The sequence below is a fragment of the Curtobacterium sp. MCBA15_013 genome (assembly GCF_001865095.1).
Classification (GTDB): Bacteria; Actinomycetota; Actinomycetes; order Actinomycetales; family Microbacteriaceae; genus Curtobacterium.
In genome coordinates, this window is the sequence record NZ_MJGQ01000015.1 from 227933 (window position 1) to 241977 (window position 14045).

The 14045-nt window shown below is 73.2% G+C and carries 11 protein-coding genes and 1 tRNA gene; 2 read left to right on the forward strand and 10 right to left on the reverse strand.

Annotated elements, in window-relative coordinates; translation table 11 throughout:
- Positions 1-59: 59 nt before the first annotated feature.
- The 5 genes from BIV01_RS10570 to BIV01_RS10590 all read right to left on the reverse strand — a co-directional run bounded on the left by BIV01_RS10570 (position 60) and on the right by BIV01_RS10590 (position 7131).
- Positions 60-2411 carry a transglutaminase family protein gene (locus tag BIV01_RS10570; RefSeq protein WP_071302791.1) on the reverse strand — a complete coding sequence of 784 codons (2352 nt, stop codon included), beginning with the start codon at positions 2409-2411 and terminating at the stop codon, positions 60-62.
- Positions 2408-3739: a DUF58 domain-containing protein gene (locus BIV01_RS10575; RefSeq protein WP_071302792.1), complete on the reverse strand. Its 1332-nt coding sequence runs from the start codon at positions 3737-3739 to the stop codon at positions 2408-2410. Before BIV01_RS10575 ends, BIV01_RS10570 begins: the two co-directional genes overlap by 4 nt.
- Positions 3739-4731 (reverse strand): AAA family ATPase, encoded by a 993-nt coding sequence (locus tag BIV01_RS10580; RefSeq protein WP_083295231.1) that lies wholly within the window; start codon positions 4729-4731, stop codon positions 3739-3741. Before BIV01_RS10580 ends, BIV01_RS10575 begins: the two co-directional genes overlap by 1 nt.
- A 175-nt stretch (positions 4732-4906) precedes the next feature.
- A complete protein-coding gene (locus tag BIV01_RS10585; RefSeq protein WP_071302793.1) occupies positions 4907-5911 on the reverse strand; it encodes a sugar phosphate isomerase/epimerase family protein in 1005 nt (334 codons plus the stop codon).
- Positions 5908-7131, reverse strand: coding sequence for a Gfo/Idh/MocA family protein (locus BIV01_RS10590; protein ID WP_071302794.1), 1224 nt, complete (start codon positions 7129-7131; stop codon positions 5908-5910). The genes BIV01_RS10585 and BIV01_RS10590 overlap by 4 nt, the downstream gene beginning before the upstream one ends.
- 96 nt (positions 7132-7227) lie before the next feature.
- Between BIV01_RS10590 and BIV01_RS10595 the strand changes: the two genes are divergently transcribed.
- The gene (locus BIV01_RS10595; protein WP_083403425.1) at positions 7228-8226 is read left to right on the forward strand and encodes a LacI family DNA-binding transcriptional regulator; all 999 of its coding nucleotides are present in this window, start codon (positions 7228-7230) and stop codon (positions 8224-8226) included.
- Between the two features lie 66 nt (positions 8227-8292).
- Here BIV01_RS10595 and BIV01_RS10600 read toward each other — a convergent pair whose 3' ends face one another.
- The 3 genes from BIV01_RS10600 to BIV01_RS10610 are packed head-to-tail and all read right to left on the reverse strand — an operon-like array spanning position 8293 to position 10466.
- Positions 8293-8958: a Type 1 glutamine amidotransferase-like domain-containing protein gene (locus BIV01_RS10600; RefSeq protein WP_071302795.1), complete on the reverse strand. Its 666-nt coding sequence runs from the start codon at positions 8956-8958 to the stop codon at positions 8293-8295.
- Positions 8955-9968 (reverse strand): glycosyl hydrolase family 18 protein, encoded by a 1014-nt coding sequence (locus tag BIV01_RS10605; RefSeq protein WP_083413950.1) that lies wholly within the window; start codon positions 9966-9968, stop codon positions 8955-8957. Before BIV01_RS10605 ends, BIV01_RS10600 begins: the two co-directional genes overlap by 4 nt.
- 48 nt (positions 9969-10016) lie before the next feature.
- Positions 10017-10466, reverse strand: coding sequence for a MarR family winged helix-turn-helix transcriptional regulator (locus BIV01_RS10610; RefSeq protein WP_070418145.1), 450 nt, complete (start codon positions 10464-10466; stop codon positions 10017-10019).
- 134 nt (positions 10467-10600) lie between these two features.
- Here BIV01_RS10610 and BIV01_RS10615 point away from each other — a divergent pair, with 134 nt between their 5' ends.
- The gene (locus BIV01_RS10615) at positions 10601-11794 is read left to right on the forward strand and encodes an MFS transporter (RefSeq protein ID WP_071302796.1); all 1194 of its coding nucleotides are present in this window, start codon (positions 10601-10603) and stop codon (positions 11792-11794) included.
- A gap of 256 nt (positions 11795-12050) precedes the next feature.
- Here BIV01_RS10615 and BIV01_RS10620 read toward each other — a convergent pair.
- Positions 12051-12140 (reverse strand) — tRNA-Ser (locus tag BIV01_RS10620).
- Between the two features lie 414 nt (positions 12141-12554).
- The gene (locus tag BIV01_RS10625; RefSeq protein WP_254791820.1) at positions 12555-14012 is read right to left on the reverse strand and encodes an LCP family protein; all 1458 of its coding nucleotides are present in this window, start codon (positions 14010-14012) and stop codon (positions 12555-12557) included.
- Positions 14013-14045: the final 33 nt, after the last annotated feature.

The window sequence follows — 14045 nt, forward strand, 5'->3', positions numbered from 1 at the left end:
ACCGCGCGCGGAACCTCGCACGCTACGAGCGCGCGGCGCGCGGCACGCTACGCGCGGCGCTACGCCGCGCTGCGGCGCGCGCGCCGCCCCTCGTGCGACCACGCGGACGACGGCAGCAGGCTCGGCGGCACCAGGCGCGACCGGAGCACCCGCGCACCGGAGGCCGAGGCGTCCAGGGCGACCCGCGCCTCCTGGACCGCCGCGAGCAACGCCGCAGCGTCCACCGACGCTGCACCGCCCGCGGCGAACCGCTCCCGGTCGACCGCGTCGACGATCGTCTCGAGGTGCGGCAGCACCGTCGCCGGCACCGACGGCCGGAGCCGCCCGAGCACCGCACGTGCCGTCCGCGCTGCTGCAGCGGCGTCACCCGGTGGCGCGAGACCCGGCGCGTAGCCGTGGTCGGCGACGTCGTCGAGCGCCTCACGCCAGGCGTTCACCGCTGGCGACCTGCCCGATCGCACCGCGCCGAGTCGCGTCCGACGGCGGAGTGCCCGGACGAGCGCCGGGGACACCAGCAGCGCGACGGCGATCACCAGCCCCACCGCGAGCCCGAGCGGTCCGTTGCCTCCGCCACCGGTCGACCCGGCGGCTCCCGGCGCTGCGGACGCGCTCGGCGTCGGCCTCTCGGACGTGGCGGGAGCGGATTCGCCCGGGGCGGGCAGCGGTGTCTCCGGGGCGGCGGCCGAGGGGGTGGAGGTGGCCTCGGTCGAGGGCGTCGCGGCGGCGTCGGAGTCGGGCGTCGGCTCGAACGCGACCCAGCCGGCGCCCTTGATGTAGAGCTCCGGCCACGAGTGCAGCTGCCGGTTCGACACCGTGTACTCGCCGTCGGCCTGCGTGGAGCCCGCCCGGTAGCCGACCGCGATGCGCGACGGGATGCCGAGCGTGCGGGCCATCACCGCCATCGCCGAGGAGAAGTGGACGCAGTAGCCCTCGCGGACCTGCAGGAACTTCGCGACGACGTCCATGCTGTCGCCGTCGTAGCCCTGTTCGACCGGCGCGGTCTCGGAGTAGGTGAACAGGTCGCTGCGGAACCACTGCTCGAGCGCGCGGCCCTTCTCGTAGTCGGTGGCCGCTCTGCCCGCGACGCGCTGCGCCGTCCGCGCGATGCTGACCGGCAGCTTGTCGGGGAGCTCGCGGTCGGTCCGGAGCTGGTTCGCCGAGGGCGTCGCGAACCCCCGACCGTCGGCACGTCCGAGCAGGCCGGAGCCGGCGATCGCGTCGAGGTACTCGCCGGACCACGTCGAGGCACCGTACACCTCGTAGGTGGCACCGCGCGGAGTGGCCGGGCCGGTGGAACGCACCGTGCTCGACTCCCCCATCCAGCGCCACTGCGACAGGTCGAGGTTCGTCGAGCGGGACTCGATCGAGACCGCGCCGGCGGGGACGGGCAGGTAGTTGCTCGACAGCCCGGTGACCCGGATCGTGACGTCGCCGCGGCTGGAGAGCCGCGGGTTGATGCCGACCGCCCACTGCTGCTGGTCGGCGGTCTCGGACTTCGCGGCGTCGGTGGTGGTCGGCACCCAGTCGCCGGTGCCGAACTCGTCGAGGTTCGCGAGCTTCAGGTACTCCGGCCGACCGTCGGACGAGCGGTAGCGGAACACCTCGAGCTCGTTCGGCTGCCGGAGGTCCTGCCCGAGGTTGAGCAGCGTGCCGGGGCGTCCGGGCTGCACGGGCGACTGGATCGCCCCGGTGACGCCGGACAACCAGCTGGCGTTGAGCGGCACGATCGCGGGCAGTCCCACGGCGACGACGAGTCCGATCGCCCCGACGACGGCGGCGGGGAACGCCCGTTGGACCGGCCGCACCGAGAGCCAGAGCAGGACGAGGAAGGCGATGCCGGTGGCGATCACGAGCCCGGGTGCCGCGGGGGCTCCGGTCACGACGCCCGGCACGATGAGGATCACGAGCGCGGGGACGGCGGCGAGTGCGGCGGTCGGGGCGACGGCCGCGAGGAACAGCGAGACGCCGGCGACCCAGCCGATCGCGACCGTGACGATGAGCCGGATCGCGTCGGACTGCGGCAGCGGTGCGGGGTTCAGTCGGATCGCCGCGAGCGTCTCGCCGAGCGCGCCGTTCCGGTCGAGCCACCCGAGTGGCTGGACGTCGTTCACGACCGCAGCGGCGCACGAGCAGACCACGAGCGCCGCGACGAGTGCCACGAACCGCACCCCGGGCGCCCGACGACGGACCGCGAGCATCGTGCCGACGAGGACGGCGGCGACGAGGACGCCGGACACCCACCACGCGACGCCCTGCACGAGGGGACGCATGGCGAGCGCGGCGATGAGCACGGGCACCGGTGCGAGTGCGACGACCCACGGGCTCGGCGAGTCCGGTCGGTCGACCCGTCGCTCGGGTTCGCGCCGCGCCTCGCCCCGGGGCGGAGCCGGACGGGTGGCGACGCCGCTCACCGGATGCTCCCGGGCGCGTGGGCACCGGCGACCGGGACCACCAGGGTCCGCCACCCGCCGCGGTCGAGGATGCCGCGCACCACCGGGTCCGGCGGGACGATGGTCGCCAGGATCCCCCGGCTCGACCCGGTCGTCGCGGAGACGAGCTCGGCGGCCTGCTCTGCCGTGCAGTTGCCGGTGACGACGGCGGTCATGCCGTGCACGTCGCGGCCGCGGACGTCCGGGAGGACCTCGGTGACCTCACGGGCGTCGGAGCGGACCCGGACGTCGGCGAGCCCCACGAGCACGTCGGTCAGTCCGCCGGCGTCCCCCGCGTGCCGGGTGCTGCCGGACGGTCCGTCGCTGACGAGCACGACGCGCGAGGTCCGTGCAGCCAGTGCCCGTGCGACGCTCGCGGCGACGACGACCGCGTGCTCGAACGCGGCGTCGCCGCCGAGGTCCGAGAGCTCCGCCAGGTCGTCGCGGCCGAGGCGCTGGTACGACTCGCGTCGGACGTCGAGCGCGATGACGGCCTCCGGCGGCTGCGCCTGCGTGGTCTGACGGACGTGGAGTTCCCCGCGGCGGGCGCTCTGGGCCCAGTGCACACGGCGGATCGGGTCACCCGGGCGGTAGGGACGCAGCTCGCTGTCATCGGCCGACCCGCCCTGCCCCACCCGTCCTTCGTCGGCGGAGACGGCTCCGGCGAGCGCACCCGCGTCGAGCGACGCGAGCGGGGTCGATGCCGGGACGACGACGACCTCTTCCGCGGCGACCACCGGTCGGTCGATGCGGAGCAGGCCGAACGGGTCCTCGACGCGGATCGTCACCGGGCCGACCACACTGCGCCCACGGTGCATCGCCAGGGCCTCGACGTCGAGCACCGCCGGCGGGAGGTTCGGCCCGACCGCGGCGTACGTCTCGGCGGTGGACATGCTGACGAGGGCGTCGTCGAGCTGTTCGCGCACGAGGAGCATCGACCGCGGGCCGATCGGCAGGCTCGTCCCGCCGAGGGTGATCCGCTCGCGGTACACCTCGCCGACCTGGACGATCGCGCGCGCCGTGCTCCGGCTGCCGCGCAGCGGTGCGGCGACGACGAACGCCATGACGATGCCGAGCACCACGAGCACGAGGAGCAGCAGCCCCGCGGACACCGCGACGCTCGTCGTCCCCACCAGCCCGCCGCCGATCAGCCCGATGCCGACCGCGATCACGGTCCAGCCGCGCACGGTCGGTCGGGGGAACGGCGTGCGGCGCAGCAGCGCGAGGCCCCGCCGCCCGTACCGGAGCGCCCCGGAGCGCAGGGCGCCAGCACGCAGCGCGAGCGACGTCGGCGCCGGGGACCCGGACATCAGGAGCGGACGGGGGTCGCCGTGAACGGCACGGCCGTGTCGGACACGATGCGCACGACGATGTCGCGGACGGTGTCGTCGCCCGTCCCACCGAGGCCGCGGGCGACCGGCACGAGCCGGTGCGCGAGGATGACCGGCGCCAGCGTGGCGACGTCGTCCGGCGTGACGAAGGGACGGCCGAGCAGCGCGGCGTGGGCACGGGCGGCCGAGGCGAGGTGCAGCGTGGCCCGCGGGCTGGCGCCGAGCACGATGTCGGGGTGGCTGCGGGTGGCCCGGACGATCGCGACGATGTACGCCTCGACGTCGGGCGCGACGTGGACCGTGCGCACCGACTGGATGAGGTCGCGGAGGGTGTCCACGTCGACGATCGGACGGAGGTGCGCCAGCGGGTCGCCCCCACCGCGGTTGGTCAGCATCTGCCGTTCGGCGTCGGCGCTCGGGTAGCCCATCGTCAGGCGGGCCATGAAGCGGTCGCGCTGGGCCTCGGGCAGCGGGTACGTGCCCTCCATGTCGATCGGGTTCTGCGTCGCGACGATCATGAACGGGCTGTCCAGCTTGCGCGTCACGCCGTCGACGGTCACCTGCGCCTCGGCCATCGCTTCGAGCAGCGCCGACTGGGTCTTCGGGCTCGTGCGGTTGATCTCGTCGCCGATCACGACGTTCGCGAACACCGGCCCCGGCGAGAACCGGAAGGTGCCGGAGGACTGGTCGAAGATGTTCACGCCGGTGACGTCCGACGGCAGCATGTCCGAGGTGAACTGGATGCGGTTCACGGACCCGCCGACCGATGCGCCGAGCGCCTTGGCCAGCACCGTCTTGCCGACGCCGGGGACGTCCTCGACGAGCAGGTGTCCCTCGGCCAGCATCACCGTCAGGGCGGTGCGGATGGCCTCGGTCTTGCCGTCGACGACGGTGGAGACGGCGGCGGTGATGTCGTCACCGACGTCCCGGATGCGCTCGATCGGGAAGGCGGGGTCGGTCGGTTCCGGCACGCAGGCCTCCTCGGCTCAGGACAGGTGTCGTGCATGCTACAACGGCCCGGTGACAGGGACCGGGGGATGCGTCACCGACCGGGTCGCCGGACACACGGCGACGGACTGGAGGCGCGGGTCACGTGCGCCGATCGGCGCACGTGATCCGCGCCTCCAGTCCGGATCCCGCTGCGCGTCAGACGCGAGCCGCCAGCGACGCGTCGGCGGCCAGCAGGACCTGCGCCGCCACGGCGACGCCCTCCTCGCGGCCGAGCTCGGTGTCCTCGTGCTCGATGTTCACCCACATGTCCGGGTCCACCTCGCGCAGGGCCTCGAGGAACGCCGACCAGTACGCCTCGTCGTGCCCCTTGCCGAGCGCGACGAAGTCCCACGCGGACGGCGTCGGCCACTCGTTCGCCCACTCGTCCCCGCCGAGGTTCGTGCGCGGCTCGTCCGGCGAGAGCCGACGGAACGAGTTGTCGAGCACGCCGTTGATCGCGGCCTGCGGGTTGATCCGGACGTCCTTCGCGGCGGCGTGGAACACGAGCGGCCCGAGGTCGCGGACGACCGCCACCGGGTCCATCTGCTGCCAGAACAGGTGCGACGCGTCGAGCTCGACGCCGACGTTGGTCAGCCCGCCGCGCTCGACGAGCTCGCGGATCGTGGCCGGGTTGAAGACGACGTTCTGCGGGTGCAGCTCGAGCGCGACCTTGACACCGTGCTCGCGGGCGAGGGCGTCGATCTCCTGCCAGAACGGCACCGCGACGCTCCACTGGTACTCGATCACGTCGAGCGCGGCGGAGTTCCAGGCGTTCACGATCCAGTTCGGCCGGGTGCCGCCGGGTTCCCCCGCGGGGAGGCCCGACATCGTCACGACCCGGTCCTGGCCGAGACGGGCCGCGAGCCGGATGCTGCGGCGGACGTCCTCCGCGTGCTTCGGCCCGATCCCCGGGTCCGGGTGCAGCGGGTTGCCGTTGCAGTTCAGGCCGGCGATCGAGACGCCGGTCCCGTCGAACTGCGCGAGGAAGGTGTCGCGCGCCTCGTCGTCGTCGAGGATCTCGTCGACGTTCGGCACGTGCACCGGCGGCAGGAACCCGCCGGTGTTCAGCTCGATGCCGGTGAGGCCGTTGCCCGCGATGGCCTCGAGCGCCGCGGCGAGCGGGCGGTCGTGGAAGATCGCGTTGTAGAGACCGAGCTTCATGCGTGTGCTCCTCCGGTGACGGACGCTGCGGTGAGGTCGACGGTTGCTCCTCCGTCGGCAGCGGACCGGGCCACCGCGTCGAGGATCTCCATGTTGTGGACGCCGTCGTCGAACGTGGCGTTCGCCGGCAGCGGGTCGGCCGTGTTGCCCACGACCTCGTCGAGGAAGGCACGCGCCTGGTACTCGAACATCTGGTTCTGCCCCCAGCCGACACCGGGAGCGTCCATCGCCATGCCGCCGGCGACGTAGGGGTGGTCCGGGCCGAGGACGACCTGACGGTAGCCACCGAGACGGGAGCCGTCGGACTGCAGCGCGAGTCCGATCTCGGATGCGCGCTCCTGGTCCCAGCGTGCGGCGCCGTGCTCGCAGAACACCTCGACGACGAGGCCGTTCGGGTGCGAGGTCGCGACCCGGGAGACCTCGAGCGAACCGACCACCGAGCCGTCGCCGAAGCGCGCGTTGAACGTGGCGTAGTCGTCGTTCTCGACGTCGGCGAACTCCCCGGTCAACGGGACGGCCTGGCCACGGAGGGCGAACCCGGCGGCGATCGGCCGCTTCGTGATGGCCGTGGTGAACATGCCGCCGTTGACGCTCTGCACCTCGCCGGCCAGGAACTCGGCGACGTACGCGAGGTGCGACCCGACGTCGGCGAGTGCACCGGTTCCCGGGGCCCCTGCGAAGCGCCACGAGAACGGGACGTCGGGCGAGGAGCCGTAGTCCGTCCAGTACCGCGCGGAGACGTGCAGGACGCGACCGAGGGTGCCGTCCTCGACGAGCTGCTTGATCGCCGCGAGCCCGGGAGCGCGTCGGTAGGTGAAACCGACGCGGGCGGTGAGACCACGACCGGCCGCGAGCGAGGCCGCGGACGCCATCGCGCGGGCGTCGTCGAGCGAGTCCGAGAGCGGCTTCTCGCACAGCACGTGCTTGCCGGCCGCGAGGAGCCCCTCGACGATCTCGCGGTGCAGCGTGTTCGCGACGACGACGCTCACCACGTCGATGTCGTCGGCCTCGGCGATCGCTCGCCAGTCGGTGTCGTGCCGGTCGTACCCGAAGCGCGTCGCAGCCTCGGCCGCGAGCGGTTCGTAGACGTCGCCGACCGACACGAGCCGGACGGGCGGCAGCGTGTGACCGAACAGGGACGGTGCGTTCCGCCACGCGGCCATGTGGGCCTTGCCGGCCATGCCGGCGCCGATGACGGCGACGCCGATGCTGTCGCTCATGTTCTCTCCCTCGAGAAGTCGGTGATGGCTCTGGAACGTTCCAGAGAGCGTCGGTAGACTGTAGACGCACCCACCCATGTCCTGTCAAGGAGCCGCGTGTCCCGACCACCGACGATCATCGACGTCGCGACCCGTGCCGGTGTCTCGAAGTCGCTCGTCTCGATGGTGATGCGCGACGACCCCGGCGTCTCCGACACCCGCCGGGCAGCCGTCCTCGCCGCGGCCGCCGAGCTCGGCTACCGCCCCAACCGTGCCGCCGCGATCCTCGCCGGCACGCGGACGCGCACGATCGGCGTCGTCGTCGACGACTTCCGGAACCCCTGGTACGTCCCGATGCTCGACGGCATCCGCGACGCGCTCGCCCCGCACGGCCTGCGCCTCACGCTCGCGGACACCCGCGCGAACGCCCACCTCGACTCCTCCCCGTTCGACGACCTCGTCTCGCTCCGTGTCGACGGTGTCGTGCTCGCCGCCGAGGGCTTCCCCGACCTCGTCGTCCCCGCGGACACCCCGGTCGTCATCGCCGGCGCACGCGCCGACGTCCCGGGAGGACTCGACGTCGTCGCCTCCGACGAAGCCGCCGGCGGACGTCTGGCCGCGGATCACTTGGTCGGCCTGGGTCACCGCCGCATCGCCCACGTCACCGGCTCGGGAGGCCCGGCTGCCGTCCGCCGCGAGGCCACCGTCGCCCGGATGGTCGCCTCCGGCATCGAGCCACTGGTGTACGGCGAGGGACCGACCTCGGAGCAGACCGGCTACCGGGGCACCGTCCGCGCACTGGAGGACCACCCGGACCTGACCGCGGTGTTCGCGGCGAACGACGTCATGGCGATGGGCGCGATCGCCGCCGTGCACGAGGCCGGGCTCCGGGTACCGCAGGACGTGTCGGTCATGGGCAACGACGAGACCCCGCTCGCCGCGTCACCCCTGCTGCGCCTGACGACGGTGGACCCGCACAACGACGAGGTCGGGCGACTCGCGGCGGACCGGCTCGTCGAGCTGATCGGTGCCGCCGAGCGGCCGGAGCCGACCCGGGTCCTCGTGCCGCCGTCGCTCGTCGTCCGGTCGACGACCGCTCCCCCGCGCGCCCGCTGACCGTCCGGACGGCGGGCATCCCCCGGTCGCCGGCTGACGGGCGTCCGCCGGTCGGTGCCGATACCGTCACGGCGCGAGCTGCACCCAGCGCCCCTCGGAGACGACCCGGACGGAGCCACCGTCGACCGCCACGGCGGTCTGCTCGTCGATGGCGTAGGCGGTCGGAACGCCGATCTCGGCCGCCCACCGCTCGGCGTTCTCGAGGGTGTTCTCCGGGAACGCGTCGAGGTGCGGGAAGATCGAGAAGTCGACGACTCCCAACGTCACGTCGTCGACCGCCGACGGCCACGCGACGAAGGACGCGCCGATGCGCGGCGTCATGACCATGCTGCCGGCGCTCACGCCCACCCACACCGTGTCGGGCAACGAGGGCAGCAGGTCCGCGAGCCCGGATGTCCGCATCCAGTGGGCGAGGTAGGTGGCGTCCCCGCCGTCGACCAGCAGGACGTCGGCTCCCGTGACCCACCGCCGCCACCGCTCGGGGTCGATCGTCGGCAGCGCCGTGAGCTCCAGCACGCCGATCGACGCCCAGCCGAGGCCGGTGAAGGCGCGGGAGTCGGGACCGCCGGTCACGAGGTCCCGGACCGAGGCCGGTCCGCACATCGGATGCCCCCACTGCGCCGTGGGGACGACGAGGGCGTTGGCATCCTCGACCGGTTTGCCGAGCATCGACACGAGCGCGGCGTGGATCGTCGGGTTGGTGACGCCTCCCGAGGTCAGCAAGAGCTTCACGTCGCCTCCGATCCAGGCAGTCCCAGCGTGTTCAGGGACCACAGTGCCACGCCGTGCAGCCCGAGGTCCTCGGCGAGCGCGACCCGCGCCCGGTAGGAACGTGCGTCGGACCAGTGCAGCTCGCGGCCGTCGTCCAGCGTCGCCGACCACTCGCCGGTCCGGGCCGACCACCGGGCATCGTCGCCCGCGAGTTCCCGCGCCCGGGCAGGGCTCACCTGCGCGTCACCCGAGCCGCCCCACACGTACCCGTACCCCGCGATGCCGAGGTCGATCCGGTCGGCCGGGACGCCCGAGCGTTCGGCCGCATCGACCACCCGCTCCGCCCACGGCAGGGACCCGATGGTGCCGGCACCGCTCCAGGGCCCGTGCTGGTCGTACGTCATCAGGACGAACCGGTCGACGTGGTCCGCGAGCGCACCGAGGTCGTACCCGGTGTCGCGGTAGCCCCGCTCCTCCGTCGAGGCCATGACCGCGATCGACACCTCGGCGTCCGACCCGAGCCGCTCGTGCACGGCGTCCTCGACCGTCGCGGCGAACGCCACGAGCCCGGCACGGTCGCGGCTCCGGAGCGACTCGAGGTCGATCTGCACGCCGCGCATGTGCGCATCGGACGCGAGTTCCGCCAGGCGCTCGGCGACCCGCGAGCGGTTCCCGGCGTCCGACAGCAGCGCGGTGCCGACCTCGGGCGAGAAGTCCCCGATCGACTCGGAGAAGTTGCTGACGAGCAGTTCGGGTGCGGCTCCACCGTCATTCGCCGTGCGGGCGAGTGCACCGACGCCAGCCGGCAGGTCGTTCAGCCCGGCGCCGTCGTCCGTCACCGTGACGCCGTCGATCCCGATCGTCGCCGCACCACGGGACGCGTCCGAGACCGTCGCCGCCGATCCGTCACCCGGTTCGACGTACGCCTCGACAGCGAGGTCGGCGTCGGCACCCTGCGTGGCGACGCAGCCACCGAGGGCCAGCGCGACCACGACCGCGAAACCGACCACGAGTCCTGTCCGCCGCACCACCCGCTCACCGTAGCGTGCAGGGCGGAGTCGGGCCGCGCCTCCTGGACCTCAGACGGTGGCACCCTCGAGCCGGTCGACCGCGACGGCGAGCTCCTCGAGCTCGGGGACCTCGCGCGCCTCGGCGAGCGCTTCCTCGAGCGCGGCGGCGTGCACGGGCGTGGCCTCGTCGAGGAGCCGTTGGCCCGCGTGCGTGAGCTCCGTGTAGAGCCCGCGGCGGTCGTCGGCGCAGAGCACGCGGGTGAGGAGGGCGCGCTCCTCCAGGCGGTTCACGAGCCGGGTCGTCGCACTCGGGCTGAGCGCTGCCGCCCGGGCGAGCTGCTGCATGCGCATGTGGAAGCCGTCCTGGCGGCGGAGGGCGTCGAGCACCGTGAACTCGACGACCGACAGGTCGACCGCGCGCAGCGCCCGCTCGAGCCGCGTCTCGATGAGGCCGTGCAGGGCCGCGAGCGTGCGCCAGCCGTGGGCGCGGACGGCGACGGAGGAGTCGTCGACGGACATGAGGGGCCTCCTGGTGTGCTTCCGGGCAGGATTGGTTGCTTGCGCGGATACCCCGCGTGTGCAACTATCGATATCCCGCGTCTGCAACAACCAGCGTACGCGGCCCAGCTGCACCGCACAACGGAAGGACATCCATGCCCGCGGGACTCATCGCCCTCGCACTCGGCGGATTCGGCATCGGCCTGACCGAGTTCGTCATCACCGGGCTCCTGCCCGAGGTCGCCGCCGACTACGGCGTGACCGAGACCACCGCCGGGTGGCTCGTCACCGGGTACGCCCTCGCCGTCATCGTCGGCGCGCTCGGACTCACCGCCGCGACCACCCGACTCCCCCGGAAGCCGGTGCTCATCGGGTTGCTCGTGCTGTTCGTCATCGGCAACACCCTGTCCGCCCTCGCGCCGGTGTACGGCGTGATGATGCTCGGCCGGGTCATCGCGGCCCTCTGCCACGGGGCGTTCTTCGGCATCGGCTCGGTGGTCGCGTCGAACATGGTCGCGAAGGAGAAGCGGGCGTCCGCGGTCGCCCTGATGTTCACCGGGCTCACCGCCTCGAACGTGCTCGGCGTCCCGTTCGGCACCTTCCTCGGCCAGGCGCTCGGCTGGCGCGCCACGTTCTGGACCATCGCGGCGATCGGTGTCGTCGCCCTCGTCGGGGTCGCCCTGCTCGTCCCCACCGTCCGCTCGGCCGACGCCGCGGTCCCCTCGCTCCGCCGGGAGCTCGGCGCCTTCCGCTCCGGCCAGGTGTGGCTCTCGCTCGGCATCACCGTGCTCGGCTACGGCGGGATGTTCGGCGCCTTCACCTACATCGCGTACACGCTGACCTCGGTGTCCGGGTTCTCGTCGGGCGCCGTGCCGTGGCTGCTCATCGTGTTCGGCATCGGTCTGTTCGTCGGCAACTTCGCGGGCGGCAAGCTCGCGTCCCGGTCGATCGACGGCACGCTGCTCGTGGTGCTCGTCGCCCTCACGGTGGTGCTCGCCGTGTTCGCGGCAGTGGCGGCCTCGCCCGTGCTCACCGTGATCGCGCTCGTGCTCATGGGGGCGTTCGGGTTCGCCACCGTGCCGGCGCTGCAGACGCGGGTGATGCAGTACGCGGACCACGCGCCGACCCTGGCGAGCGGGGCGAACATCGCGGCGTTCAACCTCGGGAACGCGCTCGGCGCCTGGATCGGTGGGCTCACGATCGCGGCGGGGCTCGGGTACACCTCGCCGATCTGGGCGGGGGCCGGGATCACGGCGGCGGCCGTGGTGCTGACGTCCGTCGCGGCGGGCGCGGCGCGGCGCGCGCGCTCGCGCGGCGCGGTGCCGACGGGCAGCGTCGCGACGGTCTGACGCGCGGGCGCGGGGCGCGGGGCTCGGCGCTCCGCGAGGTTTCGTGAGCAGAAATGGTCGGGTCACGTGCGCGCGCCCGACCATTTCTGCTCACGAGGTGCGCGGCAGTCACGGCGCCCACGCACGGACGGGAGGCGCGGTGCGGGCTGGCACCGTGCCTCCCGTCCGGCGGTGGTCGCGCCGCGCATTCGATGCGCCCGGTCCGCCATGGGAACGACGAAACCCCGGTCCTGGAGGACCGGGGTTTCGTGTGCCGCGGAGACGGAGGGATTTGAACCCTCGGTCCCCTCAAAGGGGACTCCACCTTAGCAGGGTGGTGCACTCGGCCGGACTATGCGACGTCTCCAAGCACTCTCGCGAGCGCTCCCACCACCATACAGGAGGTCGAGCACTGTCTCGACACCGACCCTGTGTCGGGCGCACGGCAGGGTCCCCCGAAGTGGGGACAGTCGGGGGTTGTCCACCCGTACCCCGGTCAATAGCATCGTCGAGGCGCGGCCATCACATTCCGGGGTCTCACCCCGTCGCCGCGACACAGCACCGATGTCGCTCCTGGGCGGCGAGCCCGACGCGCGCCCGATCGCGCGAGGCTCAGACCGAGGAGTGACCAGGGGGCGCGGCCCACCACCGCGCCCCCGCTCTCGGTGGTTCGGGTGCGCTGGGCTCGCTGGGCTCGCTGGCGGTTCTTCGCGCTGGGCGACATCTCACGGGCCGGGGAGCGCGTGGAGTGTCGGTGGGCGCGAAACCTCGGGGACGGGGGTCAGGAGCCGAAGGCCTTCGAGCAGGTCTGCTCGTCGGCGGACTGCCCCTGCAAGCCGTCGAGGGTCTCGGCCGGAGCCGTCGCCGCGGGGCTGCTCGCGGGCGCGGAGGCTCCACCGGCGCTCGCACCATCCGTACCAAGACCCGCACCATCCGTACCGAGGCCCGCACCCGAACCGGCAGCCGCGCCCGCGCCGCTCGCACCGGCACCCGCCCCCGCGCTCCCCGTGCCCGACCCCGCGCCGGCAGCCGAGCCGCCGGCACCCGAAGCGGACCCGACGCCCGCGGCCGCGCCAGCAGAGGCCCCCGCGGCCGACGTCCCCGCGGCAGACTCCGCGCCCGCCGCGCGCTCCGCCCCGATCCCGGTGCTGTCCGCGCCGAGCGAGAACGACTGGTCCGCCCGGATCTTCGCGAACAGCTGCGCCGCGAGCTCCGCCGACGGCTGCACCTTCCCCGAGTACACCCCCGTGCCACCGGTCGTCCCCGGGTACTGCACGAAGTTGACCTGCGCGAGCGGGAGGTCCTGGAGCGCCCGCCCCATCTCCACCATCGTGCCGGCGTCGTTGAGGCTCTGTGACAGCTGCATGTTCGAGGCCGCTGCCCGGGCCAGCTTGTACAGGGTGGGCGGCGAGGTGAGGGTGTCGTTCGACTTCACCGTGCGGAGCAGCGAGGACAGGAAGGCCTGCTGGCTGGAGATCCGCCCGAGGTCCGAACCGTCGCCCACACCGTGCCGGGAGCGGAGGAACGCCAGCGCCTGGTCACCCTGCAGCGTCGAGGTGCCCTGCGGCAGGTCGAGCCCCGTGTAGCGGTCGTGGATCGGCTGCGCGACGCACACCGGTACACCGCCGATCGCGTTCGACATCTCGATGACGCCCTGGAACGACACCGCCGCCGAGTACTGCACGTCGAGGCCGGTCAGCCCCTGCACGGTCTGCACGACGCAGTTCAGCCCGCCCTCGCCCCACGCACTGTTGATCGGCTGCGCTGCCATGGCGGGTGTCGTCCCGGAGCCGTCCTGCTTGCGGCACGCGGGGATCGGCGTGACGAGGTCTCGCGGGATGCTCACCGCGGTGGCGTTGGTGTGGTCGGCCGAGACGTGCAGCAGGATGTTGACGTCGTTCAACGTGGCGTCGCGTTCGCCGTACGCCGTGCCCTGCTCGGGGTCGTTGTCCGTGCCGACGACCAGCATGTTGAAGCCGCCCTGGTACGAACTCAGCGCTGCCGGTCCCTTCGCCGGCTGCGCTGGCTGCCCCTGGATCGCGACGCCGTCGCCGAAGTCGTCGGTGACCTGCTTGGCGGCGATCGCGGCGACCGACGCCGTGCTCACGAGGGCGACCGCGGCCACGCCGGAGAGCACCTTCATCGCGGTGCCGACGGGGTTGCGGTGCCGGAGACGTCCGTGCCGTGCGATCCCGGTCGCTCGGTTCAGCCGGTGGGATCGGTCGCGGACGTCGTTCACGGGCACTCCTGTCGTGTGCGGACACGGTGCGTG

Bases quoted from the DNA above. Each gene is read 5' to 3' on its own strand.
- BIV01_RS10585 (WP_071302793.1), bottom strand. From the start codon at position 5,911: ATGAAGCTCGGTCTCTACAACGCGATCTTCCACGACCGCCCGCTCGCC.
- BIV01_RS10575 (WP_071302792.1), bottom strand. From the start codon at position 3,739: ATGTCCGGGTCCCCGGCGCCGACGTCGCTCGCGCTGCGTGCTGGCGCC.
- BIV01_RS10615 (WP_071302796.1), top strand. From the start codon at position 10,601: ATGCCCGCGGGACTCATCGCCCTCGCACTCGGCGGATTCGGCATCGGC.
- BIV01_RS10590 (WP_071302794.1), bottom strand. From the start codon at position 7,131: ATGAGCGACAGCATCGGCGTCGCCGTCATCGGCGCCGGCATGGCCGGC.
- BIV01_RS10610 (WP_070418145.1), bottom strand. From the start codon at position 10,466: ATGTCCGTCGACGACTCCTCCGTCGCCGTCCGCGCCCACGGCTGGCGC.